General features: G+C 61.7%; 24 protein-coding genes. 17 read left to right on the forward strand and 7 right to left on the reverse strand.

Annotated elements, in window-relative coordinates:
- The first annotated feature begins 162 nt into the window (after window positions 1–162).
- On the forward strand, window positions 163–1,344 hold the full coding sequence (locus tag INS93_RS06205; RefSeq protein ID WP_192980691.1) for a pyridoxal phosphate-dependent aminotransferase: 1,182 nt from the start codon (window positions 163–165) through the stop codon (window positions 1,342–1,344).
- Window positions 1,334–2,041: a DNA/RNA nuclease SfsA gene (sfsA, locus tag INS93_RS06210; protein ID WP_192980692.1), complete on the forward strand. Its 708-nt coding sequence runs from the start codon at window positions 1,334–1,336 to the stop codon at window positions 2,039–2,041. The genes INS93_RS06205 and sfsA overlap by 11 nt, the downstream gene beginning before the upstream one ends.
- 89 nt (window positions 2,042–2,130) lie before the next feature.
- Here sfsA and INS93_RS06215 read toward each other — a convergent pair whose 3' ends face one another.
- On the reverse strand, window positions 2,131–2,448 hold the full coding sequence (locus tag INS93_RS06215; protein WP_192980693.1) for a Rieske (2Fe-2S) protein: 318 nt from the start codon (window positions 2,446–2,448) through the stop codon (window positions 2,131–2,133).
- Between the two features lie 373 nt (window positions 2,449–2,821).
- Between INS93_RS06215 and INS93_RS06220 the strand changes: the two genes are divergently transcribed.
- The 6 genes from INS93_RS06220 to INS93_RS06245 all read left to right on the forward strand — a co-directional run bounded on the left by INS93_RS06220 (window position 2,822) and on the right by INS93_RS06245 (window position 8,015).
- A complete protein-coding gene (locus INS93_RS06220; RefSeq protein WP_192980694.1) occupies window positions 2,822–3,886 on the forward strand; it encodes a hemin-degrading factor in 1,065 nt (354 codons plus the stop codon).
- Window positions 3,887–3,945: 59 nt separating this feature from the next.
- The gene (locus tag INS93_RS06225) at window positions 3,946–4,845 is read left to right on the forward strand and encodes a heme/hemin ABC transporter substrate-binding protein (RefSeq protein ID WP_192980695.1); all 900 of its coding nucleotides are present in this window, start codon (window positions 3,946–3,948) and stop codon (window positions 4,843–4,845) included.
- A gap of 50 nt (window positions 4,846–4,895) precedes the next feature.
- Complete coding sequence (locus INS93_RS06230) at window positions 4,896–5,882, forward strand: FecCD family ABC transporter permease (protein WP_192980716.1); 987 nt, start codon at window positions 4,896–4,898, stop codon at window positions 5,880–5,882.
- On the forward strand, window positions 5,882–6,649 hold the full coding sequence (locus INS93_RS06235) for a heme ABC transporter ATP-binding protein (RefSeq protein WP_192980696.1): 768 nt from the start codon (window positions 5,882–5,884) through the stop codon (window positions 6,647–6,649). Before INS93_RS06230 ends, INS93_RS06235 begins: the two co-directional genes overlap by 1 nt.
- A gap of 15 nt (window positions 6,650–6,664) precedes the next feature.
- Window positions 6,665–7,546 (forward strand): ChaN family lipoprotein, encoded by an 882-nt coding sequence (locus INS93_RS06240; RefSeq protein ID WP_192980697.1) that lies wholly within the window; start codon window positions 6,665–6,667, stop codon window positions 7,544–7,546.
- A gap of 61 nt (window positions 7,547–7,607) precedes the next feature.
- The gene (locus INS93_RS06245) at window positions 7,608–8,015 is read left to right on the forward strand and encodes a nuclear transport factor 2 family protein (protein ID WP_192980698.1); all 408 of its coding nucleotides are present in this window, start codon (window positions 7,608–7,610) and stop codon (window positions 8,013–8,015) included.
- 293 nt (window positions 8,016–8,308) lie between these two features.
- Here INS93_RS06245 and INS93_RS06250 read toward each other — a convergent pair whose 3' ends face one another.
- The 4 genes from INS93_RS06250 to INS93_RS06265 all read right to left on the reverse strand — a co-directional run bounded on the left by INS93_RS06250 (window position 8,309) and on the right by INS93_RS06265 (window position 11,739).
- Window positions 8,309–9,106 (reverse strand): cyclic nucleotide-binding domain-containing protein, encoded by a 798-nt coding sequence (locus INS93_RS06250; protein ID WP_017675299.1) that lies wholly within the window; start codon window positions 9,104–9,106, stop codon window positions 8,309–8,311.
- A 105-nt stretch (window positions 9,107–9,211) separates the two neighbouring features.
- Entirely contained in the window at window positions 9,212–9,484 is a 273-nt protein-coding gene (locus tag INS93_RS06255; RefSeq protein WP_074679532.1) for a TfoX/Sxy family protein, read from the reverse strand.
- 100 nt (window positions 9,485–9,584) lie between these two features.
- Window positions 9,585–9,929 (reverse strand): pentapeptide repeat-containing protein, encoded by a 345-nt coding sequence (locus tag INS93_RS06260; protein ID WP_169971216.1) that lies wholly within the window; start codon window positions 9,927–9,929, stop codon window positions 9,585–9,587.
- 247 nt (window positions 9,930–10,176) lie between these two features.
- Complete coding sequence (locus tag INS93_RS06265; RefSeq protein ID WP_192980699.1) at window positions 10,177–11,739, reverse strand: AAA family ATPase; 1,563 nt, start codon at window positions 11,737–11,739, stop codon at window positions 10,177–10,179.
- A 114-nt stretch (window positions 11,740–11,853) separates the two neighbouring features.
- Here INS93_RS06265 and mrcB point away from each other — a divergent pair, with 114 nt between their 5' ends.
- The 3 genes from mrcB (at window position 11,854) to INS93_RS06280 (ending at window position 15,248) form a co-directional block, all read left to right on the forward strand.
- On the forward strand, window positions 11,854–14,172 hold the full coding sequence (gene mrcB / locus INS93_RS06270) for a penicillin-binding protein 1B (protein ID WP_192980700.1): 2,319 nt from the start codon (window positions 11,854–11,856) through the stop codon (window positions 14,170–14,172).
- A 66-nt stretch (window positions 14,173–14,238) separates the two neighbouring features.
- Entirely contained in the window at window positions 14,239–14,919 is a 681-nt protein-coding gene (locus tag INS93_RS06275; protein ID WP_160018876.1) for a tetratricopeptide repeat protein, read from the forward strand.
- Entirely contained in the window at window positions 14,919–15,248 is a 330-nt protein-coding gene (locus INS93_RS06280; protein WP_160017318.1) for a YqcC family protein, read from the forward strand. The genes INS93_RS06275 and INS93_RS06280 overlap by 1 nt, the downstream gene beginning before the upstream one ends.
- 18 nt (window positions 15,249–15,266) lie before the next feature.
- Here INS93_RS06280 and INS93_RS06285 read toward each other — a convergent pair whose 3' ends face one another.
- A complete protein-coding gene (locus INS93_RS06285) occupies window positions 15,267–15,701 on the reverse strand; it encodes a DUF4124 domain-containing protein (RefSeq protein ID WP_160017319.1) in 435 nt (144 codons plus the stop codon).
- A 401-nt stretch (window positions 15,702–16,102) separates the two neighbouring features.
- Between INS93_RS06285 and INS93_RS06290 the strand changes: the two genes are divergently transcribed.
- Window positions 16,103–17,827: an acetolactate synthase 3 large subunit gene (locus INS93_RS06290; protein ID WP_026088417.1), complete on the forward strand. Its 1,725-nt coding sequence runs from the start codon at window positions 16,103–16,105 to the stop codon at window positions 17,825–17,827.
- Between the two features lies 1 nt (window position 17,828).
- Complete coding sequence (ilvN, locus tag INS93_RS06295; protein ID WP_160017320.1) at window positions 17,829–18,320, forward strand: acetolactate synthase small subunit; 492 nt, start codon at window positions 17,829–17,831, stop codon at window positions 18,318–18,320.
- A gap of 52 nt (window positions 18,321–18,372) precedes the next feature.
- Here the strand turns inward: ilvN and ilvY are convergent, their stop codons facing one another.
- Entirely contained in the window at window positions 18,373–19,254 is an 882-nt protein-coding gene (gene ilvY / locus INS93_RS06300; protein WP_192980701.1) for an HTH-type transcriptional activator IlvY, read from the reverse strand.
- A gap of 126 nt (window positions 19,255–19,380) precedes the next feature.
- Between ilvY and ilvC the strand changes: the two genes are divergently transcribed.
- The 4 genes from ilvC to msrQ all read left to right on the forward strand — a co-directional run bounded on the left by ilvC (window position 19,381) and on the right by msrQ (window position 23,066).
- Window positions 19,381–20,397, forward strand: coding sequence for a ketol-acid reductoisomerase (gene ilvC, locus INS93_RS06305; RefSeq protein ID WP_037001483.1), 1,017 nt, complete (start codon window positions 19,381–19,383; stop codon window positions 20,395–20,397).
- A gap of 147 nt (window positions 20,398–20,544) precedes the next feature.
- Window positions 20,545–21,360 (forward strand): CDP-diacylglycerol--serine O-phosphatidyltransferase, encoded by an 816-nt coding sequence (gene pssA, locus INS93_RS06310; RefSeq protein WP_041980762.1) that lies wholly within the window; start codon window positions 20,545–20,547, stop codon window positions 21,358–21,360.
- Between the two features lie 69 nt (window positions 21,361–21,429).
- The gene (msrP, locus tag INS93_RS06315; protein WP_192980702.1) at window positions 21,430–22,440 is read left to right on the forward strand and encodes a protein-methionine-sulfoxide reductase catalytic subunit MsrP; all 1,011 of its coding nucleotides are present in this window, start codon (window positions 21,430–21,432) and stop codon (window positions 22,438–22,440) included.
- Window positions 22,440–23,066 (forward strand): protein-methionine-sulfoxide reductase heme-binding subunit MsrQ, encoded by a 627-nt coding sequence (gene msrQ / locus INS93_RS06320; RefSeq protein ID WP_192980703.1) that lies wholly within the window; start codon window positions 22,440–22,442, stop codon window positions 23,064–23,066. The genes msrP and msrQ overlap by 1 nt, the downstream gene beginning before the upstream one ends.
- Window positions 23,067–23,215 lie beyond the last annotated feature (149 nt).

The raw sequence follows: 23,215 nt of genomic DNA on the forward strand, positions 1-23,215 counted from the left end.
ATCGAATCGGGGCGCGCTACTCCCGGTTGTCTCTGCCCTGTCCGGGGTGTGAACGAAATCTGTATGGGACTGGCCAGTAAGCGTAGCGGCGCTTTGACGCCCTTGCCGCGGGCTGAAGCTGCCCTGCTAGAATCCGCGCCTCGCAACTCTGAAGACAGACCCATGGCTCAGCTCTACAGTGCGCGCAGTCGCGCCATCGAACCCTTCCATGTGATGGCCTTGCTGGCGCGCGCCAACGAATTGCAGGCGGCGGGTCACGATGTGATCCACCTGGAGATCGGCGAGCCGGACTTCACCACCGCCGAGCCGATCATCCGTGCTGGCCAGGCCGCGCTGGCTGCCGGGCATACCCGTTACACCGCTGCTCGCGGCCTGCCGCAGCTACGCGAAGCCATCGCCGGCTTCTACGCCGAACGTTACCGGTTGAATGTCGACCCGCAGCGCATTCTGGTGACGCCCGGCGGCTCTGGTGCGTTGCTGCTGGCCGCCAGCCTGCTGGTCGATCCTGGCAAGCACTGGTTGCTGGCCGACCCCGGCTACCCGTGCAATCGCCACTTTCTGCGACTGGTCGAGGGGGCAGCGCAGCTGGTGCCAGTCGGCCCGGACGTGCGTTACCAGCTCACCCCGCAACTGGTGGAGCGGCATTGGGACTCGGGCAGCGTCGGTGCGCTGGTTGCGTCGCCGGCCAACCCGACTGGCACCTTGCTGCACAGGGACGAGCTGGCAGCCCTGTCGACCTGTCTCAAGCAGCGCGGCGGTCACTTGGTGGTAGACGAGATCTACCATGGCCTGACCTACGGCTGCGACGCGCCGAGCGTGTTGGAGGTGGATGACGACGCCTTCGTGCTCAACAGTTTCTCCAAATATTTCGGTATGACTGGCTGGCGCCTGGGTTGGCTGGTCGCGCCCGAGGTGGCCGTGCCGGAGCTGGAAAAACTCGCGCAGAACCTCTACATCAGCGCGCCGAGCATGGCCCAGCATGCCGCGCTGGCCTGCTTCGAACCTGCCACGCTGGCGATCCTTGAAGAGCGTCGTCACGAATTCCAGCGCCGCCGCGACTACCTGCTGCCGGCGTTGCGCGAGCTGGGCTTCGGCATCGCCGTGGAACCGGAAGGTGCCTTCTATCTATATGCAGACATCAGCGCCTTCGGCGGCGATGCCTTCGCCTTCTGCCGTCACTTCATCGAAACCGAGCATGTGGCCTTCACGCCGGGCCTGGATTTCGGCCGCTACCAGGCCGGGCACCATGTACGCTTCGCCTATACGCAGAACGTCGAGCGCCTGCAGCAGGCGGTCGAGCGTATCGCCCGCGGCCTGAAGAGCTGGAAGCCCGATGCGCTTTGACCCGCCGCTGGAAGAAGGGCGCCTGCTGCGTCGCTACAAGCGCTTTCTCGCCGATATAGAGACCGCCAGCGGCGAGCAGATGACCATCCACTGCGCCAACACCGGCTCGATGCTCAATTGCATGAGCGAAGGGTGCCGGGTGTGGTTCAGCCGCAGCAGTGATCCCAAGCGCAAGTTACCGGGCAGTTGGGAGATCAGCGAAACGCCGCAGGGGCGACTGGCTTGCATCAACACAGCGCGAGCCAATGCGCTGGTGGAAGAGGCGCTGCGTGCCGGACTGGTCGTCGAGCTGGCCGGCTTTACTGCGCTCAAGCGCGAGGTGCCTTACGGGGTGGAGAACAGTCGCGCCGACTTCCGTCTGGATTACCCGGATGGGCCGGTCTATGTCGAGGTCAAGAGCGTGACGCTGGGTTTCGATGGCAGCGACGTGGCGGCCTTTCCCGATGCGGTCACGCAGCGCGGCGCCAAGCATCTGCGCGAGCTGGCTGCGCTGGCGCGTGCCGGTGTGCGGACCGTGCAACTGTATTGTGTGAACCTCTCTGATATCCGTGCCGTGCGGGCCGCCGAGGAAATCGACCCGACCTACGCCGACGGTCTGCGTGAGGCCAAGGCTGCGGGTGTTGAGGTGCTGGCTTACGGCGCCGAGCTTAGCCCCGAAGGGATCGCCCTGGTTCGCCGGCTGGAGGTACTGGGGTAGGGCGCGCCGCGCGCACCGGCTCTTTGCTACATCCTGTCCGCAACAATTGCGACATCATCCATATAGCCCGGCTGAACACATGGCGCACCCTACGGCGCGATCCAGATCCCGTTTGCATCTTCCCTGCACATAAGCACCTGCAGTGCCTGCCCCTCGCAGGGACCTGCCACGCATTCACCGTTCTCGATCAGAAACAGTGCGCCATGGGTCGCGCAGCGGATCAGGCTGCCGCTGTCATCGAGAAAATCGTCCTTCTGCCATTCCAGGGCAATGCCACGATGCGGGCAACGGTTGAGGTAGGCATACACCTTGCCGTCCCTGCGCACGGCAAGCAGATTCAGCTGGTCGATCTCAAAGCCCCGACTCTGACCTTCGGTCAGTTCGTGTGGGGCACACAAGCGAATCATCGCGATTTCCCGTTAGCGTGGAAGTCGCATGGTGGCGACCTCTGATGACCTTCTCTACTAAGTGAAAAGATGGCGCGTAGCGCCGCAAGAGGAAGGGATTATCTCATCTCGCAACAGGAAAGAGCGCGCATCCATGCTCAGTCACGACTCGTCGCCAGCAGTATCTGCAGCAAATCGTTCAGCAGGTTCGTCAGGGTAAGGTGCATTTGCCAGCTGGGCTGAGCTCCAGCATCGGCTGCGGTGCAATGATCGGAGCGGCAGATAATCACTTTTTATAAGTGATTATCATGTAGATTATCGCTCTGCTTTTTCCGGCACCGATGTCGGTGCCGGTAAAGAGATTGGCAATCGCCCGCGAGAAAGGACTGTCCCCATGAGTACTGCTCCAACTGCTGCCGCTCAGGCGGTCAATCTTTACCAGGCTTGGCAAACGTTACGCCTGGAACACCCACGCCTGCGTGCCCGCGAGGCGGCAGCGCAACTGGGCGTTAGCGAGGCCGAGCTGACCGCAAGCCGTCTGGGTGTCGACACGCAGCGGCTGCGTCCGGACTGGACCGAATTGCTGCCGGCTTTTGCTCAGCTAGGGCATGTGATGGTGCTGACTCGCAACGAGCACTGCGTCCATGAACGCAAGGGGCTGTATCGCGAGGTGAGTGTTTCCGCATCCGGGCAAATGGGCCTGGTGGTGTCTGCCGATATTGACCTGCGTCTTTTCCTGGGGGGCTGGGCCAGTGTGTTCGCCATCGCTGAGGAAACCGCCAAGGGCACCCAGCGCAGCGTCCAGGTGTTCGACCAGCAGGGCGTTGCCGTGCACAAGGTCTACCTGACCGAACGCAGTGAGCTGAGCGCCTGGCAGCCGCTGATCGAGCGCTTCGCTGGCGAGCAGAGCGCCGAATTGCAGTTGCTGCCGCCGCCTGCTGCGCCGCTGCGCAAGGTCGACACCGATATCGACAGTCAGGCGCTGCGTGAGGGCTGGGCGACGCTGCAGGATACCCACCATTTCTTCGCCCTTTTGAAGAAGCATGAGGTGGCCCGTACCCAGGCGCTGCGCCTGGCTGGTGAGAAATGGGCGCAGCAGTTGGCGACCTCCGAGTTGACGGTACTGATGGAGCAGGCGGCTGCCCGTGAAGTGCCGATCATGGTGTTCGTCGGCAACCGCCACTGCATCCAGATTCACACTGGTCCGGTGCATAACCTGCGCTGGATGGACAGCTGGTTCAACGTGCTCGATCCCGACTTCAACCTGCACCTGCAGACGCGCGGCGTGGTCGAGTTGTGGCGCGTGCGCAAACCCAGCATCGACGGCGTGATCACCAGCCTGGAGGCCTTCGACACCGACGGCGAGCTGGTGATCCAGCTGTTCGGTGCGCGCAAGCCGGGCATGGCCGAGCGTGACGACTGGCGCGAGCTGGCCGAATCACTGCCTGTGCTGGCCTGAGCCGAGTGTGCCGGCCTTCCGCAGGAGCCGGTCGATGTCACGTTCGAGGAGTCGAGATCATGCATCTTGCCAATATCCTGGGCGGCCTGGCGGTCGTCCTGCTGTTTCCCAATCTGGTACTGGCGGCCGAGCCGCTGCCGCAGCGCTGGGTGAGTTCCGGTGGTGCGCTGAGCGAGTGGGTGGTGCTGCTCGGCGGTGAGAGCAAGCTGGTGGGCGTTGATACCACCAGTCGCCATCCTGCCTCGCTGACCAAGCTGCCCAGCGTCGGTTATCAGCGGCAACTGGCGGCCGAGGGCATTCTGGCCCTGCGCCCGGATCTGCTGCTTGGCAGTGAAGAAATGGGCCCGCCGCCGGTGCTCGCGCAACTGGCAGCGGCGGGTGTGCGCATCGAGCGCCTGACTGCGCGAGCCGAGCTGGACAGCCTGCAGGCCAACCTGCAGCGTCTGGGCCAGTTGCTCGGTGATGAGGTCGCAGGGCAACGCGCCTTCGCGGATTACCAGGCGCGCTTGCAGACCCAGCAACAATGGGTCGAGCAGGCGCAGCGCAGCCAGGACGCGCCTGGTGTGTTGCTATTGCTCGGGCATGCCGGTGGCAGTCCGCTGGTTGGTGGTATCGACACCGCTGCCGATTGGCTGATCAGCCGTGCCGGCGGGCGCAACCTGGCCAGTCACAGCGGCTACAAGGCGTTGTCCAGCGAAGCGCTGCTGGCGCTCGATCCGCAGGTCGTGGTGGTGGCTGATCGCGCCTTGGAGGGTGACGCGGCCAGGCAGGCCCTGCTGCAGCAGAACCCTGCCCTGGCCGGTACCCGCGCGGCGCGCGAGGGACGTTTGTTGGCGCTGGACCCGACCCTGCTGGTCGGCGGTCTTGGGCCGCGCGTGCCGGATGGGCTGGCGATGCTCGCCGCAGGCTTTTATCCTGCCAGCCAACCCCTGACTGCCGAAGCCAAGCGCGAGCCATGACCTCACCTTTTTCGACGCGCCCATTGTTCATCACACTGGGCCTGTTGCTCGTGCTCGTGCTGTGGCTCTCGCTGGCGCTCGGGCCGGTCAGCCTGCCATTGGGCGATACCATGCGTGCTGCGTTGCGTTTGCTGGGCCTGCCTCTCGCGGCGGACGCATCGGTACAGCAGGCGGAATTGATCCTGTCGCAGATCCGCATGCCGCGCACCTTGCTTGGGCTGGCCGTAGGCATGGTGCTGGCGCTCTGTGGCGTGGCGATGCAGGGGTTGTTTCGCAATCCACTGGCTGACCCCGGTCTGGTCGGCGTCTCCAGCGGCGCCGCGCTGGGCGCTGCGGTGGCCATTGTCGGCGGCGCCGCGTTCGGCGGCTTGCCGGAAGCTTTCGCGCCCTATTTGTTGTCGGCCTGTGCCTTCGTCGGTGGCTTGCTGGTCACGGCGCTGGTCTATCGCCTGGGCCGGCGTGACGGGCAAACCAACGTGGCGACCATGTTGCTGGCGGGCATCGCCTTGACCGCACTCGCGGGGGCGGCCATCGGTCTGTTCACCTACCTGGCGGACGATGCGACCCTGCGCACCCTGACCTTCTGGAACCTGGGCAGCCTCAATGGCGCCAGTTACGCACGGCTCTGGCCGTTGTTGCTGGCCACGCTGGCCGTTGCGCTCTGGTTGCCGCGACGGGCGCGTGCGTTGAATGCGCTGCTGCTGGGCGAGTCGGAGGCGCGCCACCTTGGTTTCGATGTGGAGCGCCTCAAGCGCGAGCTGGTGTTCTGCACGGCACTGGGTGTCGGTGCTGCGGTGGCGGCCGCCGGCTTGATCGGTTTCATCGGCCTTGTGGTGCCGCATCTGATGCGCCAGCTGGTGGGCCCCGATCATCGCCTGTTGCTCCCTGCATCCGCGCTCGCCGGTGCGAGCCTATTGCTGCTGGCCGACCTGATCGCGCGTCTGGCGCTGGCCCCTGCGGAGTTGCCGATCGGCATTGTCACGGCGCTGATTGGTGCGCCGTTCTTTCTTTATCTGCTGGTGCGGGGGCGAAGCTGATGCTGCGGGTTGAACAGCTGGAAGTCCGCCGCGGCCAGGGCGTGGTGCTCAGTGGCATCGATCTGCAGTTGCACCCCGGCGAAGTGCTGGGTGTGCTGGGGCCCAACGGTGCGGGCAAGAGCACTTTGCTGGCGGCGATGACCGGCGAGCTGCAGGCCAGCGCCGGGCAGGTGACGCTGGATCAGCGCGCGCTCGATGACTGGGCCGGGCCAGAGCGGGCCAGGCGTCTGGCCGTGTTGCCGCAGAGTTCCAGTCTGAATTTCGCCTTTCGTGTCGAGGAAGTGGTCGCCATGGGCCGCCTGCCGCATGACAGCGGGCGCGTGCGCGATGCGCAGATCGTGCAGCAGGCGTTGCTGGCAGCCGACGCTGTTCACCTGGCGGGGCGCAGCTACTTGGCGTTGTCCGGCGGCGAGCGCCAGCGCGTGCACCTGGCGCGGGTGCTGGCGCAGCTATGGCCGGGCGGCGAGGGGCAGACCCTGCTGCTCGATGAGCCGACCTCGATGCTCGATCCGCTGCATCAGCACACCTGCCTGCAGGCGGTTCGCCGTCTGGCCGAATCCGGCGCGGCGGTACTGGTGATCCTCCATGATCTCAATCTGGCCGCGCGTTACTGTGACCGCCTGTTGCTGCTGGAACAGGGCCGGGCGCATGCGCTGGGTACCCCTGCCGAAGTATTGCGGGCCGAGCCCCTGCAGGCCGTGTTCGGTCTGGAGGTGCTGGTGCAGACTCATCCCGAACGCGGCCACCCGCTGATCGTCGCGCGCTGAATCTTGGAGACCCCGATGCGAGTCGTTCTGTTGAGCTGTCTGATGCTGCTGGCTGCCTGTCAGAGTCAAAATGTGCTGCCGCCGGCGCCGCTCGCTCCGCTGGGACGCGAGCATGCCGATTTGGGTCGCATCGTCGATCTGGCCAGCGGGCAGAGCATCAGCCCTGAGCAACTGCTGAGTCGTCTTGCGCCGGCTCAGCGGGTGCTGGTCGGCGAGCAGCACGACAATCCCGATCACCATGCCTTGCAGCTTTGGCTGTCGCGCGAGTTATCCAGGTTGCGCCCGCAGGGCAGCGTGCTGATGGAGATGCTTAACCCCGATCAGCAGAACAAGGTCGATCAGGCCCAGAAAACCGTGCGCGCAGGGCAGGCGATTACCGATCCGTTCGACGCCCTGGCCTGGCAGCCGGGATGGGGCTGGTCGCTGTACGGGCCGCTGGTGTTGCATCAATTGCGTCAGCCTTACCCCTTGCTAGCGGCCAATCTGGATCGTGCCGAGATCATGCAGATCTATCGCCAGCGGCCGACGCTTGCGGGGGAGCGCTCAGGTGCAGCCGAGGTGCAGGCGCGTTTGCTGGCCGATATCCGCGAGTCGCACTGCGGCCTGCTGCCGGATAGCCAGTTGCCGGCGATGCTGGCCGTGCAGCAGCAGCGTGACCGGCGCATGGCCGAGGCTCTGTTGGCGGCGCCGCAGCCAAGCCTGCTGCTGGCCGGCGCCTTTCATGTACGCAAGGACCTCGGCGTACCCTTGCATCTGGCCGACCTCGGCGCGCACACCGGCAATGCGGTGCTGATACTGGCCGAAGTCGGTCGTTCGGTGGACGCCTCCATGGCCGATTACGTCTGGTTCACTGCCGCGCAGCCGGAGCAGGATCACTGCGCCAAACTGCGACCCTAGCCGCCTTTCGTGGGCTGCCTGCACGGTATCCTCGGCGCTTTGCCGATTCGGAGCCTGGTCTATGTCCACAGACGTTCGCGACCTGCTGCAAGGTTATTTCAACGCCCTCAATGATCGGGATATCCGCGCCTGCCTGTCGCTGGTCAGCGACGGGCTGATTCTGCAGCCCAATCAGGGTTTCACCGAGCATGGGCGTGACGCATTCGCGGCTTTTCTTGAACGGCAACTGCTTTGCTATCGCGAGATGATCGAGTCGCTGGTGATCCTGGTCGAGCCGCAAGGGCAGCATGCCGCCTGCGAGTACCGCGTCATCGGTGAATACCTGGCGACTGACGATGGCCTGCCGGAAGCCTGTGGGCAGCGTTATGAGATGCGCATGGGGGCCTTCTTCGAGATCCAGGGCGGGCTGATCGCGCGCATCAGCCTGCATTTCAATTTGCCGGACTGGCTGGCGCAGGTCGACGGCTGAGGTCCGCTGCGGACGGTATGCCGGGTGCAGCAGGGCACACTTTCGGCCAGGCAAAAAAAGACCCGGCAAGAGCCGGGTCAATAACCGTGATTAGCCTGATGAGGAGATAATCTGAAGAGTCCGACTGAATGGTCTCTTTAGCTTATCGGCTGATCTCGCGACCAGTTGAGATAATAATAACAATTCTCATTTCATAGTCAATGCCCTTTTGAGAACTTTTCTCAGAAAGTTTTTGCCGGGCTCATAAATGCAAAACCCGGCTCTGGGCCGGGTTCGCTGATGCAGGTGGAGACTCAGGATTCCCCAGGCAAGCGCAGTTGAGTGACTTCCTTGTTCAGCAGATCGATGCGTCGAGCCATGCTCTCGATCAGGCTGTGAGCGATGCGTGGGTTGCTTTGCATCAGGCTGAGGAATTGCTCCTTGGGAATCACCATGACCGTGCAAGGTTCGCTGGCGACCACCGTGGCGCTGCGCTTCTCGCGAGTGAATACCGCCATGGCTCCGAAGATTTCGTCTTTTTGCACATCGCCGACCTTCTGGCCGTCGACGTAGGCCTCGGCGTGGCCTTCGATGATGATGAACACGTGGTCGGCTTCATCGCCCTGATGAATCAGCTCCTCGCCGGCAGCGAAATGCTGGAAGCCGGTCGCCGGACGGATCTCCGGTTGTTTCAGGCGTGCCAGTGCGTCGGACAGCAGAGCGGTGTGGCCGATCAGATATTGGATGAACTGTTCCTGGCGCTGCTCGCTGGCATAGATGTGCTGGAACGTTTCGCTGCGCGAGTAGGGAATCAGGCTGATGGGTTCTTCACTGCTGTAGCGGCAGGAGGGGAGGTCGATGCCCTGGCGCAGGCCGACCAGATCGCCCTCCTGCAGATAGAACAGCGGGCGTTCATCGACCAGCGCATGCAGCAGCCCGTTCTCGATGATGAACAGCTGGTTGCCAGGCAGTACCTGAGCCAGATCATCGACACGCTCCAGACGCAGCGGCTCACCCGCGGGTTGCAGCCCTTCCAGCAACTGAGTGGGGATACTCTGCAGGCGATTGATCAACTGATCGGCGTAGGCCGGTTGCTCCCCGAGTAAATACATAACCGTAATTCCTTGAACTGGCTGGACTGGCTGACCACACGAAGGTCCCTGAAACAATAGGCTGTGCGGCTCTTCGAGTAAATCACCTTGCGCTGGTGTTGTGAGCTAGCTCTTGTTGTGGCCTTGGGCTTCGTCCAGCTTGCCGTTCAGTTCGGCCTTGTGTGCGGGGGGTAGCTCACTCCAATGCACATTGAGCAGAGCTCCCTCGATGGCGTAAAGCAGCACCTTGGATGCGCGAAAGCCGCGCGCTCTGACCGCGCGATAGGCTCCCACAGCGCCATAGCGACGCAGGTCGTTGGCGCTGTGAATCCCCACGGCGTGCAGCCACTGCGCCGAGGTCTTGCCCAGGTTTTTCAAGTGTTGCAGTTCGTCGTTCATCGGGCCTCCATGCGTGCGGGTGAAAGGTTCACGTTGGCGTGCCTGCCAAAAAGTGTAGCGGCCAATTGCCTGAGTGCTTCGCGTCGTCGTTCGTAGAGGTCTACTTGGTGCGATAGCGCAGGCGGGTACCGAAATTGACCGACATGAGAATCTCGTCAGCGGTCAGTTCGACGGGGAAGTAGGCGCCGGAAATCTGCGCGTGGGCCAGGCTGGCGCCTTCGATCCTGGCGTTACGGAAATCCAGGCCGCGCAGGTCTGCCCCACGGAAGTAGGCATCGGTGAAATTGACGGCGTCGGTGTCCATGTTGCGCAGGTCGAGGCCGCGAAAGTCGCCACCGGACAGATCGACTTCCACGTCCTTCGGCTTCTGTACATTGAAGCCCTTCACGTCGTCGTTGTGCAGGAGGTGGTAGAGCGGATGATCAAGCTGGCGTGGCTGACTCATGGCAGATACCGGTGGTGGCTTCACCGGCAGTATAGAAGTCCTGCCAGGGTTTGCCTGGCAGGGCGTGCCAACTGCTTGCAGGCTGTGTGGAAACTACTGCGCTCGGCCATGCAGCGTTAAGAAAACGGCTCGTGCGCGAGTCCGATCAGAATGCTCATTCACAGCCCGTAAACTGCGCTTTTCGCCGTTTTTTGCCTTGCCTGACCTTCGCTCGCTGCGTTTTCACACGGCTTGCTCGGGACGATGCTCAGATCCCAGGCAGGCGCTGGCGAATACGCTCGACCAGGCTGTCCAGGCTTGCGCTGTCATGTGTGTCGACGCGTTTGCTGTGGCTCTGCTCCTCGTCGTCGAGCGGCTCGCGGCTGGCTTGCTGGGCCTGGATCACTTCCAGCGTCGCATCGGACGGATCCTGGCCTTCGCTGCGGCGCTGCTCCAGCCAACTGGCGATCACGGCTTGCGGCGCATGGCAGTCGAGAATCAGGAAGGGCGCGCCGGTCTCTTCGGCGATTTCGCTGGCGGCCTGGCGTTGCGCTGCCTTGAGATAGGTTGCGTCGATCACCACGGGGAAACCTGCCAGTAGTGTCCGGCGCGCAAGTTGATGCAGGCGCTGGTAGGTCGCCTGGCTGGCGTCAGTGCTGTAGATGCCGGCGGCCAGCTGATCCTTGGCTTCGGCGCTCTGCTCGCCGAACAGGCGCTTGCGCTCGATGTCGGAGCGCAGGCGAATAGTGCCCAGCGCTTCCACCAGGCGCATGGCGACGTGGCTCTTGCCGACTGCCGAGACACCATGGGTGATGGCCAGGAAAGGCGATGGAATGGCGCTGTAGCTCTCTGCCAGTGCGGCATAACCACGGTACTGGCGCAGGATCACCGCCCGCTGCACCGAGTCCTGTTCCTGCCCCAGGCGGAACAATGCGACTTTGCCGCGGACCATGGCGCGGTAAGCCTTGTAGAAGTTCAGCAGTTCCAGGGCTGCATAATCGCCAGTGCGTTCCAGCCAGCCGCTTATGAAGCGTCGGGCCAGGCACTTGAGGCCGCGGTCTTCGAGGTCCATGGCCAGGAAGGCGATATCTGCGGTTACGTCGGTGAAACGGAAGGGCTCGTTGAACTCGATGCAGTCGAACAGTACTACGCGGCCGTCGATCTGGGCGGCGTTACCCAGGTGAATGTCACCGTGGCATTCGCGAATGAACCCCTGCGCCTTGCGTTCGCTCAACAGTGGTTGCAGGCGTTCGTAGCTGGACTGGGCCCACGCCTCGAGGGCATCGAGTTGCTGCAGGTCTGCCTTCTCGCTGAGCATCGGGCGAATCTGCTCGAAATTCTGCTGCACCGGAACCATGACCGCTTCTGCGCTACCCAGCGGATGTTCCTGCGGCACCTGCGGTGCGTCCAGGTGAAAGGTGGCGATCTGTTCGGCCAGGGCGTCGATATGAGCGTCGTTCAGCTCGCCGCGTGCCTGAATGGCGCTGAGCAGTTGTTCCTGCGGGAACTGGCGCATTTTCAGTGCGTATTCGATGGCGGGGGTGCTGCCGTCGAAGCTGGGAGCATTTTCACTACCACCGATCGGCAATACGTCCAGATACAAATCCTCGGTCAGGCGCTGGTTGAGGCGCAGCTCTTCTTCGCAGAAATGACGACGTGCATCCAGCTCGGTGAAGTCGAGAAAACCGAAGTTGACCGGCTTTTTGATCTTGTAGGCGTAGGGGCCAGTGAGCAAAACCCAGGAAATGTGGGTCTCAATGACCTGAAACCCATCCACGGGATGCGGATACAGGGCCGGGTTCTGCAATGCGGCAATCAGGGCTTGGCTCACGTTCGATCCTTGTTCTAGACGCTGTTCGAGCTGGGCATTATGGCCGCTGTGAGCTGCTCTGCAAACCATCCAGGCGGCCTGCTGGCCCCCATGTAAAGTGCGTATAATCCCGCCATGACTCGAAAACGCTCCCCCCGCTCAAACAAAAAATCCCGCTCATCCGGCATGCGTCCCTGGTTTGCCTGGGGCCTCAAGCTCGGTCTGGTTGGCCTGGTGATCCTGGCTGGCTTTGCCGTTTATCTCGATGCCGTGGTGCAGGAGAAGTTCTCCGGCAAGCGCTGGACGGTGCCCGCGAAAGTCTACGCCAGGCCGCTCGAACTCTTCGTCGGGCAGAAGCTGGCCAAGGACGATTTCCTGCGTGAACTCGATGCGCTCGGCTACCGCCGCGAGAGCGCAGTCAATGGGCCCGGCGCAGTATCGGTGGCCGGTAACAATATCGAGCTGCACAGTCGCGGCTTTCAGTTTTATGAAGGTGCCGAACCGTCACAGAAGGTGCGCGTGCGTTTCTCTGGCGATTACGTTGCCGGTCTGACCCAGGCCAACGGCGGCAATCTTGCCGTGGCACGCCTGGAGCCGCTGCTGATTGGCGGGCTTTATCCGGCGCATCAGGAGGATCGCATCCTGATCAAGCTGGATCAGGTGCCGGCCTATCTGATCGATGCGCTGGTGGCGGTCGAGGATCGCGACTACTTCGATCACTTCGGCGTGTCGCCCAAGGGCATTGCCCGAGCGATGTGGATCAACGCCACGTCCGGGCGCCTGGTGCAAGGCGGCAGTACTCTGACCCAGCAGTTGGTGAAGAACTTCTACCTGACCAACGAACGCACCCTGGTGCGTAAAGCCACCGAAGCGATGATGGCGGTGCTGCTCGAGCTGCACTACGACAAGCGCGAGATTCTCGAAGCCTATATGAACGAGGTGTTTCTCGGGCAGGATGGCCAGCGCGCGGTGCATGGCTTCGGTCTGGCCAGCCAGTATTTCTTCAGTCAGCCGGTTTCCGAGCTGAAGCTGGAGCAGGTCGCGCTGCTGGTGGGCATGGTCAAGGGCCCCACCTACTTCAACCCGCGACGCAATCCCGAGCGAGCGCTGGCGCGCCGCAATCTGGTGCTCGATCTGCTTGCCGAACAAGGTTCGATCACCCCTGAGGAAGCGGCAGCAGCCAAACAGAAACCGCTCGGCGTGAGCGCGCGCGGCAGCATGGCAGACAGCTCGTTTCCGGCGTTCCTCGATCTGGTCAAGCGTCAGTTGCGTGAAGATTATCGTGAGCAGGATCTGACTGAAGAAGGCCTGCGTATCTTCACCAGCTTCGATCCGATTCTGCAGCTCAAGGCCGAAGAGGCGCTGGCCGAGACGCTCAAGCGCCTGGCCGGGCGCAAGGGCGTGGATGAAGTGCAGGCCGGTATGGTAGTGACCAACCCCGAGACCGGGGAAATTCAGGCATTGATCGGCAGCCGCCAGCCACGCTTTGCCGGCTTCAACCGTGCGCTGGACGCCGTAAGGCCGATTGGCTCGCTGATAAAACCGGCTATTTATCTGTCTGCATTGGAGCGTCCGAGTCAGTACACCCTGACCAGTTGGCTGGAGGATGAAGCGTTCTCCATCAAGGGCCAGGATGGCCAGGTCTGGACGCCACAGAATTACGACCGCAAGGCTCATGGCACCATCTACCTGTATCAGGGGTTGGCGCAGTCCTACAACCTGTCCACGGCCAAGCTCGGCCTGGAGATCGGCGTGCCCAATGTGCTCAAGACGCTCGAGCGACTGGGCGTCGAGCGCAAGTGGCCGGCCTATCCGTCGATGCTGCTTGGTGCGGGGGCTCTGACGCCGATGGAAGTGGCAGGTATGTACCAGACGCTGGCCAACGGAGGCTTCAATACGCCCTTGCGTGGCATTCGCAGTGTGCTGACAGCCGACGGCGAACCGCTCGGTCGTTATCCATTCCAGATTCAGCAGCGTTTCGATCCGGGTGCCATCTACCTGGTGCAGAACGCCATGCAGCGCACCATGCGTGAAGGCACTGGTCGCTCGGTATACAGCCAGCTGCCCAGCTCGCTGAACCTGGCGGGCAAGACCGGTACCAGTAATGACTCCCGCGACAGCTGGTTCGCTGGCTTCAGTCAGGATCTACTGTCGGTGGTGTGGCTGGGGCGTGACGACAACGGTCCGACCCCGTTGACCGGCGCGACCGGCGCCCTGCAGGTCTGGACCGGGTTCATGCGCAAGGCGGATCCGCTGCCGCTGGATATGCCGATGCCGGACAACGTCACCCAGGCCTGGGTGGATCGTCAGACGGGTCTGGGCTCGGCTTCGGGCTGCCCGAATGCGGTACAGATGCCTTATATTCGCGGCAGTGAACCTGCCGCCGGTTCCGCGTGCGGTATCCAGGCACCAGTCGATTCGGTGATGGACTGGGTGCGAGGCTGGTTGGAATAACGGCCGGGTCGAGTGATTCGGTGTTACCTAAGAGGATTGGATGTGAACAAGAAGTGGCTTGCCACTATGCTGGCAACGGCGGTGTTGAGTGGTTGCAGTACGGTGCCGCAGGGTTCGATTCCGGTGATCGACGCCGGCTCTCCGCTGTCTTCGGGCGGGGCTGGCCCGGCGACTGGTCCGGGGCCTGCAGCTGCACCGCAGCGTATCGAGGAAGATTCCGGTGTAGTTGTGATGGTACCGCAGGGAGCTGTCTCGACGCCGTTGCAGACCGACTCTCAGCCGATCACCTCCAGTGGCGGACTGACCTTCGACCCGCCCGTGCCCAGTCAACCGTCTGCACCGAGCCAGGGCAGCTTCGGCTCTTCGGCGCCGAGCATGCCTAGCGGCATTCCCAGTGGCGGCGGCCTGGCTGCAGACGAGCAACTGGATGGCCCGGTTCTCGCGCTGTTGACCACCGCTCAACAGCAGCAGGGCGGTGGCGATCTGAATGGCGCTGCCTCCAGCTTGGAGCGTGCCCAGCGCATTGCGCCGCGTGAGCCGCAGGTGCTTTATCGTCTTGCTGAGGTTCGCCTGGCTCAGGGCGATGCTGCCCAAGCCGAGCAGTTCGCCCGTCGCGGCCTGACTTACGCCAACGGTCGTCCGGCGTTGCAAGCCAGTCTGTGGGATCTGATCGCCCAGGCCCGCGAGCGTCAGGGTGATCCCGCTGGTGCTGCCCAGGCCCGTGAACGCGCACGAGTCAACCTCTGATGGATGCTCGCGCAAGCGCATTGGCCGAACACCTGCTGCTGATCGAGCGTGAGTTACGTGTGCAGGGTTGGTGGCAGGAGGAGGCACCGAGCGCCGAGGCCTTGGCCAGCCCGGAACCGTTCTGCGTCGATACGCTGGCGTTCGAGCAATGGCTGCAGTGGATTTTTCTGCCGCGTATGAAGGTTCTGCTGGAAACCGGCGCCGCGTTGCCCTCGGTATCAGGCATTCAGGCCATGGCAGAGATGGTCTATCAGCAGCAGCCGAGCACTGCGCGTCGGTTGCTTGAGCTGCTCGGCGAGTTCGATCGCCTACTTACGCGCACGCCTTGAGGGCGTGCGCGTCGTCCATTATTTGCAGTTTTCTGCGATGGACTTTTTCAGCTCGGTGATGCGTTCCTGCCGTTCGTTCTCGTCAATGCGGCGAACCTCGCCACCGTCCTCGATGCGCAGGCGAGGATTGTTTTCCAACTGAGCCAGGTTGGTGCGGGCGTTCTCACAGTACTGCCTGCGCTCGGCTTCCTGCTTCGCGACATCTTCCTTGACCTTCTTGTCGATGGCAGCCTGCTCGGGGTCGAGCTGCTCTTCGATGCTCGGCGCCGGTGTGCTGGGCGCCTGACGGGGAGGTGGGGCGGCGGTATTGATGGTCGTGGCTTCTTGGCCTTGCGGAGGTTGCGCGCCGAAATGGGTCACGCCTTGGTCATCTACCCACTTGTAAACCTGGCTGGCCATGGCGGCCGTGCTCAAAGCGAGCATCAGGGTGCCAGTAAGAATCATGTGGCGCATGCTGTTTCCTTTATCGAGAGCGGCGGTGCTGAAGGTTACTATAACCAAAAGTCGGCAATCTTCATTCTGCGCTGCGTCACAGCAGCAGGTTGAATAATAGGTTAGCCATCTCTTGACTTGCCCTCGCCGAACCCGAACAATCCAGCCTTCCCCCGTAGTGGAGTCCGCCGCAAGCGTCCTCCAGCTCGGGGAAAAGAGGCGCTACCCGCGCCGAACCGTGACACCCGCAACGCGTTACCTCGCGCTGGGAGGGTCGGCCCCGCAAGACCATGGGCTGCTCCGTTACTCGTCAAGCTGATGTTCCGAATCCACGATCACCGTCGTGCGTGTCCGCTGACAGTAAGACCTACTTAGGGCTACCCGTTGTCGGGTGGCATACTGGCGTTCAAGAGGTGAACAACGTGGAGCTTTTATCCGGCGCTGAAATGGTCGTCCGCTTCCTGCGTGACGAAGGCGTTAAGCATATCTATGGGTACCCTGGCGGTGCTCTCCTGCATATTTACGATGCCCTGTTCAAAGAACCGGAAGTGACCCACATCCTGGTCCGTCACGAACAGGCAGCGACCCATATGGCTGACGGCTATGCCCGCGCCACCGGCAAGGCCGGTGTGGTGTTGGTGACCTCTGGCCCCGGCGCGACCAATGCCATCACTGGTATTGCCACCGCCTACATGGACTCCATTCCGATGGTGGTGATCTCCGGCCAGGTGCCGAGCGCCATGGTCGGCACCGATGCCTTCCAGGAAACCGACATGGTCGGTATTTCCCGTCCGATCGTGAAGCACAGCTTCATCATCAAGCACCCGTCGGAAATCCCCGAAGTGCTGAAGAAGGCGTTTTACCTCGCCGAATCCGGTCGTCCCGGTCCGGTCGTGGTCGACATTCCGAAGGACATGGGTGATCCCACCCAGAAGTTCGAGTACGTCTATCCGAAGAAGGTCAAGCTGCGTTCCTACAGCCCGGCGGTGCGTGGCCACTCCGGCCAGATCCGCAAGGCTGCCGAGATGCTCCTGGCTGCCAAGCGTCCCGTCATGTACTCCGGTGGTGGCGTGATCATGGGCGGCGCTTCTGCGCCGCTGACCGAGCTGGCGCAGATGCTCAACCTGCCGGTGACCAACACCCTGATGGGCCTTGGTGGCTACCCGGGTACCGACCGCCAGTTCATCGGCATGCTCGGTATGCACGGCAGCTACACCGCCAACCTGGCGATGCACCATGCCGACGTGATCCTGGCTGTCGGTGCGCGCTTCGATGACCGTGTGATCAACGGTGCGGCCAAGTTCTGCCCGAACGCCAAGATCATCCATATCGACATCGACCCGGCGTCGATTTCCAAGACCATCAAGGCTGACATCCCGATCGTCGGCCCGGTGGACAGCGTGCTGACCGAGATGGTCGCCATCCTCAAGGAAATCGGCGAAACCCCGAATAAGGACACCGTTGCCAGCTGGTGGAAGCAGATCGAAGAGTGGCGTGGTAGCGGCCGTCTGTTCCCTTACAACGAGGGCGACGGTTCGATCATCAAGCCGCAGACCGTGATCGAAACCCTGTGTGACGTGACCAAGGGCGATGCCTTCATCACCTCCGATGTCGGTCAGCACCAGATGTTCGCTGCGCAGTATTACCGATTCAACAAGCCCAATCGCTGGATCAACTCCGGCGGCCTGGGCACCATGGGCTTCGGTTTCCCTGCTGCGATGGGCATCAAGCTGAACTTCCCGGAAGCCGACGTGGCGTGCGTCACCGGCGAGGGCAGCATCCAGATGAACATCCAGGAGCTGTCGACCTGCCTGCAGTACGACCTGCCGGTGAAGATCGTCAACCTGAACAACGGTACCCTCGGCATGGTTCGCCAATGGCAGGACATGCAGTACAACAGCCGTTATTCACACTCCTACATGGAGTCGCTGCCGGACTTCGTCAAACTGGCCGAGGCCTATGGCCATGTCGGCATGCGCATCACTTCGCTGAAGGACCTCAAGCCCAAGCTGGAGGAAGCCTTCGCCCTGAAGAATCGCCTGGTGTTCCTCGACATCGCGGTGGATTCGAGCGAGCACGTCTACCCGATGCAGATCAGAGACGGTGCGATGCGTGACATGTGGCTGAGCAAGACGGAGCGGACCTAAGATGCGACACATCATTTCCCTGCTGCTGGAAAACGAGCCGGGCGCACTGTCGCGCGTGGTTGGTCTGTTCTCCCAGCGTAACTACAACATCGAAAGCCTCACCGTTGCGCCAACCGAGGATCCGACGCTGTCGCGTCTGACCCTCACCACCGTTGGTCAGGATGAGGTGATCGAGCAGATCACCAAGAACCTCAACAAGCTGGTCGAGGTGGTCAAGCTGGTCAATCTGTCGGAAAGCGCCCACATCGAGCGCGAGCTGATGCTGGTGAAGATCAAGGCCACCGGCGCTCAGCGTGCCGAGGTCAAGCGTACTACCGACATCTTCCGCGGCCAGATCGTAGATGTGACCAGCAGCGTCTACACCGTGCAGCTGACCGGTACCACCGACAAGCTGGACAGCTTCATTCAGGCCGTCGGTACTGCGTCGATCCTGGAAACTGTACGCAGTGGTGTCACGGGCATCGCGCGCGGCGACAAGGTACTGAGTATCTGATCGCTGTGTCGAACAAAACCCCGCCTGGTGCGGGGTTTTTTATTGCTCGAATTCAGCGTTGGCGATTCCAGAAGGCCGCGATCAGCGGATCCTTGAGGCGCTTTTCCAGTGCGAACAGACCAATGTCATAGGCGGTGAGCGGTGGCTGGATATCGTAGATACGGATGCGGGCAGTCAGCGGGCTGTTGTCCAGCACGATCTGTGGCACCACCCCGATACCGAAGCCCAGACTGACCATGCTGACGATCGCTTCGTTGCCGCTGACCTGGGCATAGATGCGCGGTTTGATGTTGTGGCTTTTCAGCCAGCGGTCGGTGCGTGTCCGGGCCAGGCCTTCCTCGGAGAGAATCATCGGCACGTCCTTCCAGCTCTCTGAAGTTGGGTTGCGCAGTTGTTCTTCGTTCAACAACTGGGGAGCCTGTGGACCGATGAAGCGCAATTCCGAGCGCGTGATCGACTGAAACTCCACTCCGCTCGGCAGGCTGTCGGGGAGGGCGCCAATGGCCAGGTCCTCCAGTCCTTGCTGCACCCGTTCGACGGCTTTCGCCGGGTCGCCGGTATGCAGTTTCATTTCGATGCGTGGGTAGTCCTGGCGAAAGCTGCTGAGAATGTCATAGAGGAAGCTGTAGCTTGCCGTGACCGAGCAATACAGCGACAGCTCGCCGTGCAGATTCAACTGGTCCTGCATGAAGGTCTGGCGAATCGCCTGCCAACCATTGATGACCTCGCTCGCGTATTCGCGAAACTGCTGGCCCTCGCGAGTCAGGCGCACCGAGCGGTTGTCGCGCACGAACAGTACGGCGCCGAGTTCGTCCTCGAGCTGCTTGATGCTGCGACTGAGCGCGGAAGGGCTGACGTGCTGCTCGCGGCTGGTTCGGCCGAAGTGTAGGTTGTCTGCCAGGGAGAGAAAAAGCCTGAGGGAATGGCTGTCCATTTATGTTTCATATATCGGCATGTTGTGTTGCAAATATATCATTTTACGCAATGGTGCGGATCACATAAGGTGTCCTCGTCGCGGTGCTTCGCACCCCATTCCTTTCGATTCAAAAGAGCCAAGAACATGAAAGTTTATTACGACAAAGATTGCGACCTCTCCATCATCCAGGGCAAGAAAGTCGCCATCATCGGTTACGGCTCCCAGGGCCACGCCCAGGCCTGCAACCTGAAAGACTCCGGCGTCGATGTCACCGTTGGCCTGCGTAAAGGCTCCGCTACCGTTGCCAAGGCTGAAGCTCACGGCCTGAAAGTTGCCGACGTGGCTTCTGCCGTCGCTGCCGCTGATCTGGTCATGATCCTGACCCCGGACGAATTCCAGGGCCAGCTGTACAAGAACGAGATCGAGCCGAACATCAAGAAGGGCGCCACCCTGGCCTTCTCCCACGGTTTCGCCATCCACTACAACCAGGTCGTTCCGCGTGCCGACCTCGACGTGATCATGATCGCGCCGAAGGCTCCGGGCCATACCGTACGTACCGAGTTCGTCAAAGGCGGCGGCATTCCTGATCTGATCGCCGTTTACCAGGACGCCTCCGGCAATGCCAAGAACGTCGCGCTGTCCTACGCTTCGGGCGTTGGTGGTGGTCGTACCGGCATCATCGAAACCACCTTCAAGGACGAGACCGAAACTGACCTGTTCGGTGAGCAGGCCGTTCTCTGTGGTGGCACCGTCGAGCTGGTCAAGGCCGGTTTCGAAACCCTGGTCGAAGCTGGCTATGCGCCGGAAATGGCCTACTTCGAGTGCCTGCACGAACTGAAGCTGATCGTTGACCTCATGTACGAAGGCGGCATCGCCAACATGAACTACTCGATCTCCAACAACGCCGAGTACGGCGAGTACGTGACCGGTCCGGAAGTGATCAACGCCGAATCCCGTCAGGCCATGCGCAACGCCCTCAAGCGCATCCAGGACGGCGAGTACGCCAAGATGTTCATCAGCGAAGGCGCCACTGGCTACCCGTCGATGACTGCCAAGCGTCGTAACAACGCCGCTCATGGTATCGAAGTCATCGGCGAGCAGCTGCGCTCTATGATGCCGTGGATCGCTGCCAACAAGATCGTCGACAAGGCCAAGAACTAAGGTCTGCGATGTGCGAAAGAACGCGGCTATATGCCGCGTTTTTTCATTCTGTAGCGAGGCTTCTGGTATAAAGCCAGCTCGATGAGCGGCGAACTGAGTTCAGTCGCCCCGTTCGAAATTCGTCAAACCCGTTGCAAGGTGCTGTTCATGAGTGAAGGTCCCGAGGATCAAAAGCCGGCTGGCGACAACCTGGAAAGCCTGCTGCCGATCGACGAGCACATAGAGGAAGGGCAGGACGCGGAAGGGCGCAAGGTGCGTCACCGTGGCATCTACCTGCTGCCCAATCTGTTCACCACGGCAAACCTGTTCGCCGGTTTCTACTCCATCATCAACGCGATGAATGGCAATTTCTACGTGGCTGCTGCCGCGGTGTTCGTCGCCATGGTGCTCGACGGTCTGGATGGTCGCGTGGCGCGCCTGACCAACACGCAAAGTGCATTCGGCGCCGAGTACGATTCGCTCTCGGATATGGTGGCTTTCGGCGTTGCACCGGCTCTGCTCGCATTCGAATGGGCGCTGGGTAGCATGGGCAAGGTGGGCTGGATGGTCGCCTTCATCTATGTCGCTGGCGCGGCATTGCGCCTGGCGCGCTTCAATACGCAGATCGGCAGCGTCGACAAGCGCTACTTCATCGGTCTGGCCAGTCCGGCTGCCGCGGGTGTCGTTGCCGGAACGGTCTGGGCATTCAGCGACTTCGGCATCAAGGGCTCGAACATGTCCTTCGCCGTGGCGCTGCTCGTTGCCGCCGCTGGCTGCCTGATGGTCAGTAACATCAAGTACTACAGCTTCAAGGACCTGGACCTGAAGGGGCGCGTGCCCTTCGTGGCCATTCTGGCCGTGGTGCTGGTGTTCGCGGTGGTGTTCAGCGACCCACCCCGTATCCTGCTGCTGATCTTCCTGGCTTATGCGGCTTCCGGTCCGATCCAGTACCTGCTGCAATTGCGTCGTCGAAAATCTGTCTGACGCTGCTGTAATTTCCTCTGCGCTCCGTGGTCTACAGTTCGTTTCTCGAACTGTAGTCGCGGAGTCGTTATGCTCATCCGAGTTCCTCCTTCCTCTCGGGCCCTCGAGTCCGAAGTCACCCCCGAGTCGGTCTATCTCTCTCGTCGCAAGCTGATGCAGGGCTCGTTGGCGCTGGCGGCCATGGCTGTTATGCCGGGTCTGGCCAGTGCTGACGCTCAAGGTGTCTATGCCGATGTTGAGCCGTCGAAGGCACCGGGGTGGTTCGACGAGAAGCTGGCAGGCGTACGCTGGCAAGCAATCACTGCCAAGGGTGAAAGCATCACGCCCTTCAAGGATGCCACGCACTACAACAACTTCTATGAGTTCGGCACGGGTAAGGGCGACCCTGCAGCCAATGCCGGCAAGCTGCAGGTCGAGCCCTGGACGGTAATGGTCGATGGCGAGGTGAGCAATCCGGGACGCTATTCCATCGAGGATCTGGTCAAGCCACATGCATTCGAAGAGCGCATCTACAGGCTGCGCTGCGTCGAGGCCTGGTCCATGGTCATACCCTGGCTGGGCTTTCCTTTGGCTGATCTGCTCAAGCAGGTCGGTCCAACCTCGGCGGCGCGCTATGTGCGCTTCGAAACGCTGGTCGATCCTGAGCGCATGCCGGGCCAGCGCTCGGGTTTTTCGCTGATCGATTGGCCCTATGTCGAGGGGTTGCGTCTGGATGAGGCCATGCACCCGTTGGCCTTCATGGCCGTCGGCATGTACGGACGTGTTTTGCCAAACCAGAACGGGGCTCCCTTGCGCCTGGTAGTGCCTTGGAAGTACGGGTTCAAGAGCATCAAGTCCATTGTGCGTATCAGTTTGGTAAGTGAGGCACCCCAAACCACCTGGGAGCGCATCGCGCCGAACGAGTATGGTTTCTACGCCAACGTCAATCCGCAGGTGGACCACCCGCGCTGGTCGCAGGCGACCGAGCGGCGCCTGCCCAGTGGTCTGTTCAGTCCGAATGTGATCGATACCCGGATGTTCAATGGCTATGAGGAGGTCGCTGGTCTCTACACGGGGATGGATCTGGCGAGGTACTACTGATGCGCTACAGGCTCTGGCGCGTCGGCGTATTCCTGGCTGCATCGGTACCGCCGCTGTATTGGCTGTACTGCGCCGTCTTCAATCTGCTGGGGCCTGACCCCGGCAAGGTGTTGGTGGATAACCTGGGGCTCGGAGCCCTGATCCTTCTGTTGATTACCTTGGCCATGACACCTCTGCAGCAGTTGACTCGCTGGGGAGGCTGGATTGCCGTGCGGCGACAGCTAGGGCTCTGGTGCTTTACCTATGTCGTTCTGCATCTATCTGGCTATGCCCTGTTTATTGCCGGGTTGCGTCTGGAGCTGGTGCTGCGCGATCTTTCCGAGCGGCCCTACATAATCGTGGGGGCATTGGCTTTCATTGGCTTGCTTGCCCTGGCGGTTACTTCCAATCGCTTCAGCATCAGAAAGCTGGGCCGTAAGTGGAAGACGCTGCATCGTCTGGTTTACGCCATCCTGCTGCTGGCCTTGCTGCATATGCTCTGGGTGGTGCGGGCTGATCTGGGGGAGTGGCTCGCTTACGCGTTGATCGGTGGCGCGCTGCTGCTGACGCGTCTCTCCGCTGTCGCGGGCGCATTACAGAGAGCAGGCGTCCTTTTTCGAGAGAATCCAAAGAAAATTGAAATATAAGCTTGACGTGCATTCTGCTGGCGGTAGAATGCGCGCCACTTCAGCGATGAAGCTCTTCAAAAACTTCTTGTTAATCAATAAGTTAAGTTTAAAAGAGGGGTTGCAAAGCGAGGTGAGGCGTGTAGAATGCGCGCCGGTCGACAGGGTGA

The organism is Pseudomonas sp. EggHat1, from assembly GCF_014892995.1.
GTDB classification, from domain to species: domain Bacteria; phylum Pseudomonadota; class Gammaproteobacteria; order Pseudomonadales; family Pseudomonadaceae; genus Aquipseudomonas; species Aquipseudomonas chaetocerotis.

Bases quoted from the DNA above. Each gene is read 5' to 3' on its own strand.
- INS93_RS06285 (WP_160017319.1), bottom strand. From the start codon at position 15,701: ATGCGCCACATGATTCTTACTGGCACCCTGATGCTCGCTTTGAGCACG.
- INS93_RS06220 (WP_192980694.1), top strand. From the start codon at position 2,822: ATGAGTACTGCTCCAACTGCTGCCGCTCAGGCGGTCAATCTTTACCAG.
- mrcB (WP_192980700.1), top strand. From the start codon at position 11,854: ATGACTCGAAAACGCTCCCCCCGCTCAAACAAAAAATCCCGCTCATCC.
- ilvC (WP_037001483.1), top strand. From the start codon at position 19,381: ATGAAAGTTTATTACGACAAAGATTGCGACCTCTCCATCATCCAGGGC.
- INS93_RS06240 (WP_192980697.1), top strand. From the start codon at position 6,665: ATGCGAGTCGTTCTGTTGAGCTGTCTGATGCTGCTGGCTGCCTGTCAG.
- INS93_RS06205 (WP_192980691.1), top strand. From the start codon at position 163: ATGGCTCAGCTCTACAGTGCGCGCAGTCGCGCCATCGAACCCTTCCAT.
- INS93_RS06235 (WP_192980696.1), top strand. From the start codon at position 5,882: ATGCTGCGGGTTGAACAGCTGGAAGTCCGCCGCGGCCAGGGCGTGGTG.
- INS93_RS06255 (WP_074679532.1), bottom strand. From the start codon at position 9,484: ATGAACGACGAACTGCAACACTTGAAAAACCTGGGCAAGACCTCGGCG.
- INS93_RS06250 (WP_017675299.1), bottom strand. From the start codon at position 9,106: ATGTATTTACTCGGGGAGCAACCGGCCTACGCCGATCAGTTGATCAAT.
- INS93_RS06245 (WP_192980698.1), top strand. From the start codon at position 7,608: ATGTCCACAGACGTTCGCGACCTGCTGCAAGGTTATTTCAACGCCCTC.
- INS93_RS06225 (WP_192980695.1), top strand. From the start codon at position 3,946: ATGCATCTTGCCAATATCCTGGGCGGCCTGGCGGTCGTCCTGCTGTTT.
- sfsA (WP_192980692.1), top strand. From the start codon at position 1,334: ATGCGCTTTGACCCGCCGCTGGAAGAAGGGCGCCTGCTGCGTCGCTAC.
- INS93_RS06280 (WP_160017318.1), top strand. From the start codon at position 14,919: ATGGATGCTCGCGCAAGCGCATTGGCCGAACACCTGCTGCTGATCGAG.
- msrQ (WP_192980703.1), top strand. From the start codon at position 22,440: ATGCGCTACAGGCTCTGGCGCGTCGGCGTATTCCTGGCTGCATCGGTA.
- ilvY (WP_192980701.1), bottom strand. From the start codon at position 19,254: ATGGACAGCCATTCCCTCAGGCTTTTTCTCTCCCTGGCAGACAACCTA.
- pssA (WP_041980762.1), top strand. From the start codon at position 20,545: ATGAGTGAAGGTCCCGAGGATCAAAAGCCGGCTGGCGACAACCTGGAA.
- INS93_RS06260 (WP_169971216.1), bottom strand. From the start codon at position 9,929: ATGAGTCAGCCACGCCAGCTTGATCATCCGCTCTACCACCTCCTGCAC.
- INS93_RS06215 (WP_192980693.1), bottom strand. From the start codon at position 2,448: ATGATTCGCTTGTGTGCCCCACACGAACTGACCGAAGGTCAGAGTCGG.
- INS93_RS06275 (WP_160018876.1), top strand. From the start codon at position 14,239: ATGCTGGCAACGGCGGTGTTGAGTGGTTGCAGTACGGTGCCGCAGGGT.
- ilvN (WP_160017320.1), top strand. From the start codon at position 17,829: ATGCGACACATCATTTCCCTGCTGCTGGAAAACGAGCCGGGCGCACTG.
- msrP (WP_192980702.1), top strand. From the start codon at position 21,430: ATGCTCATCCGAGTTCCTCCTTCCTCTCGGGCCCTCGAGTCCGAAGTC.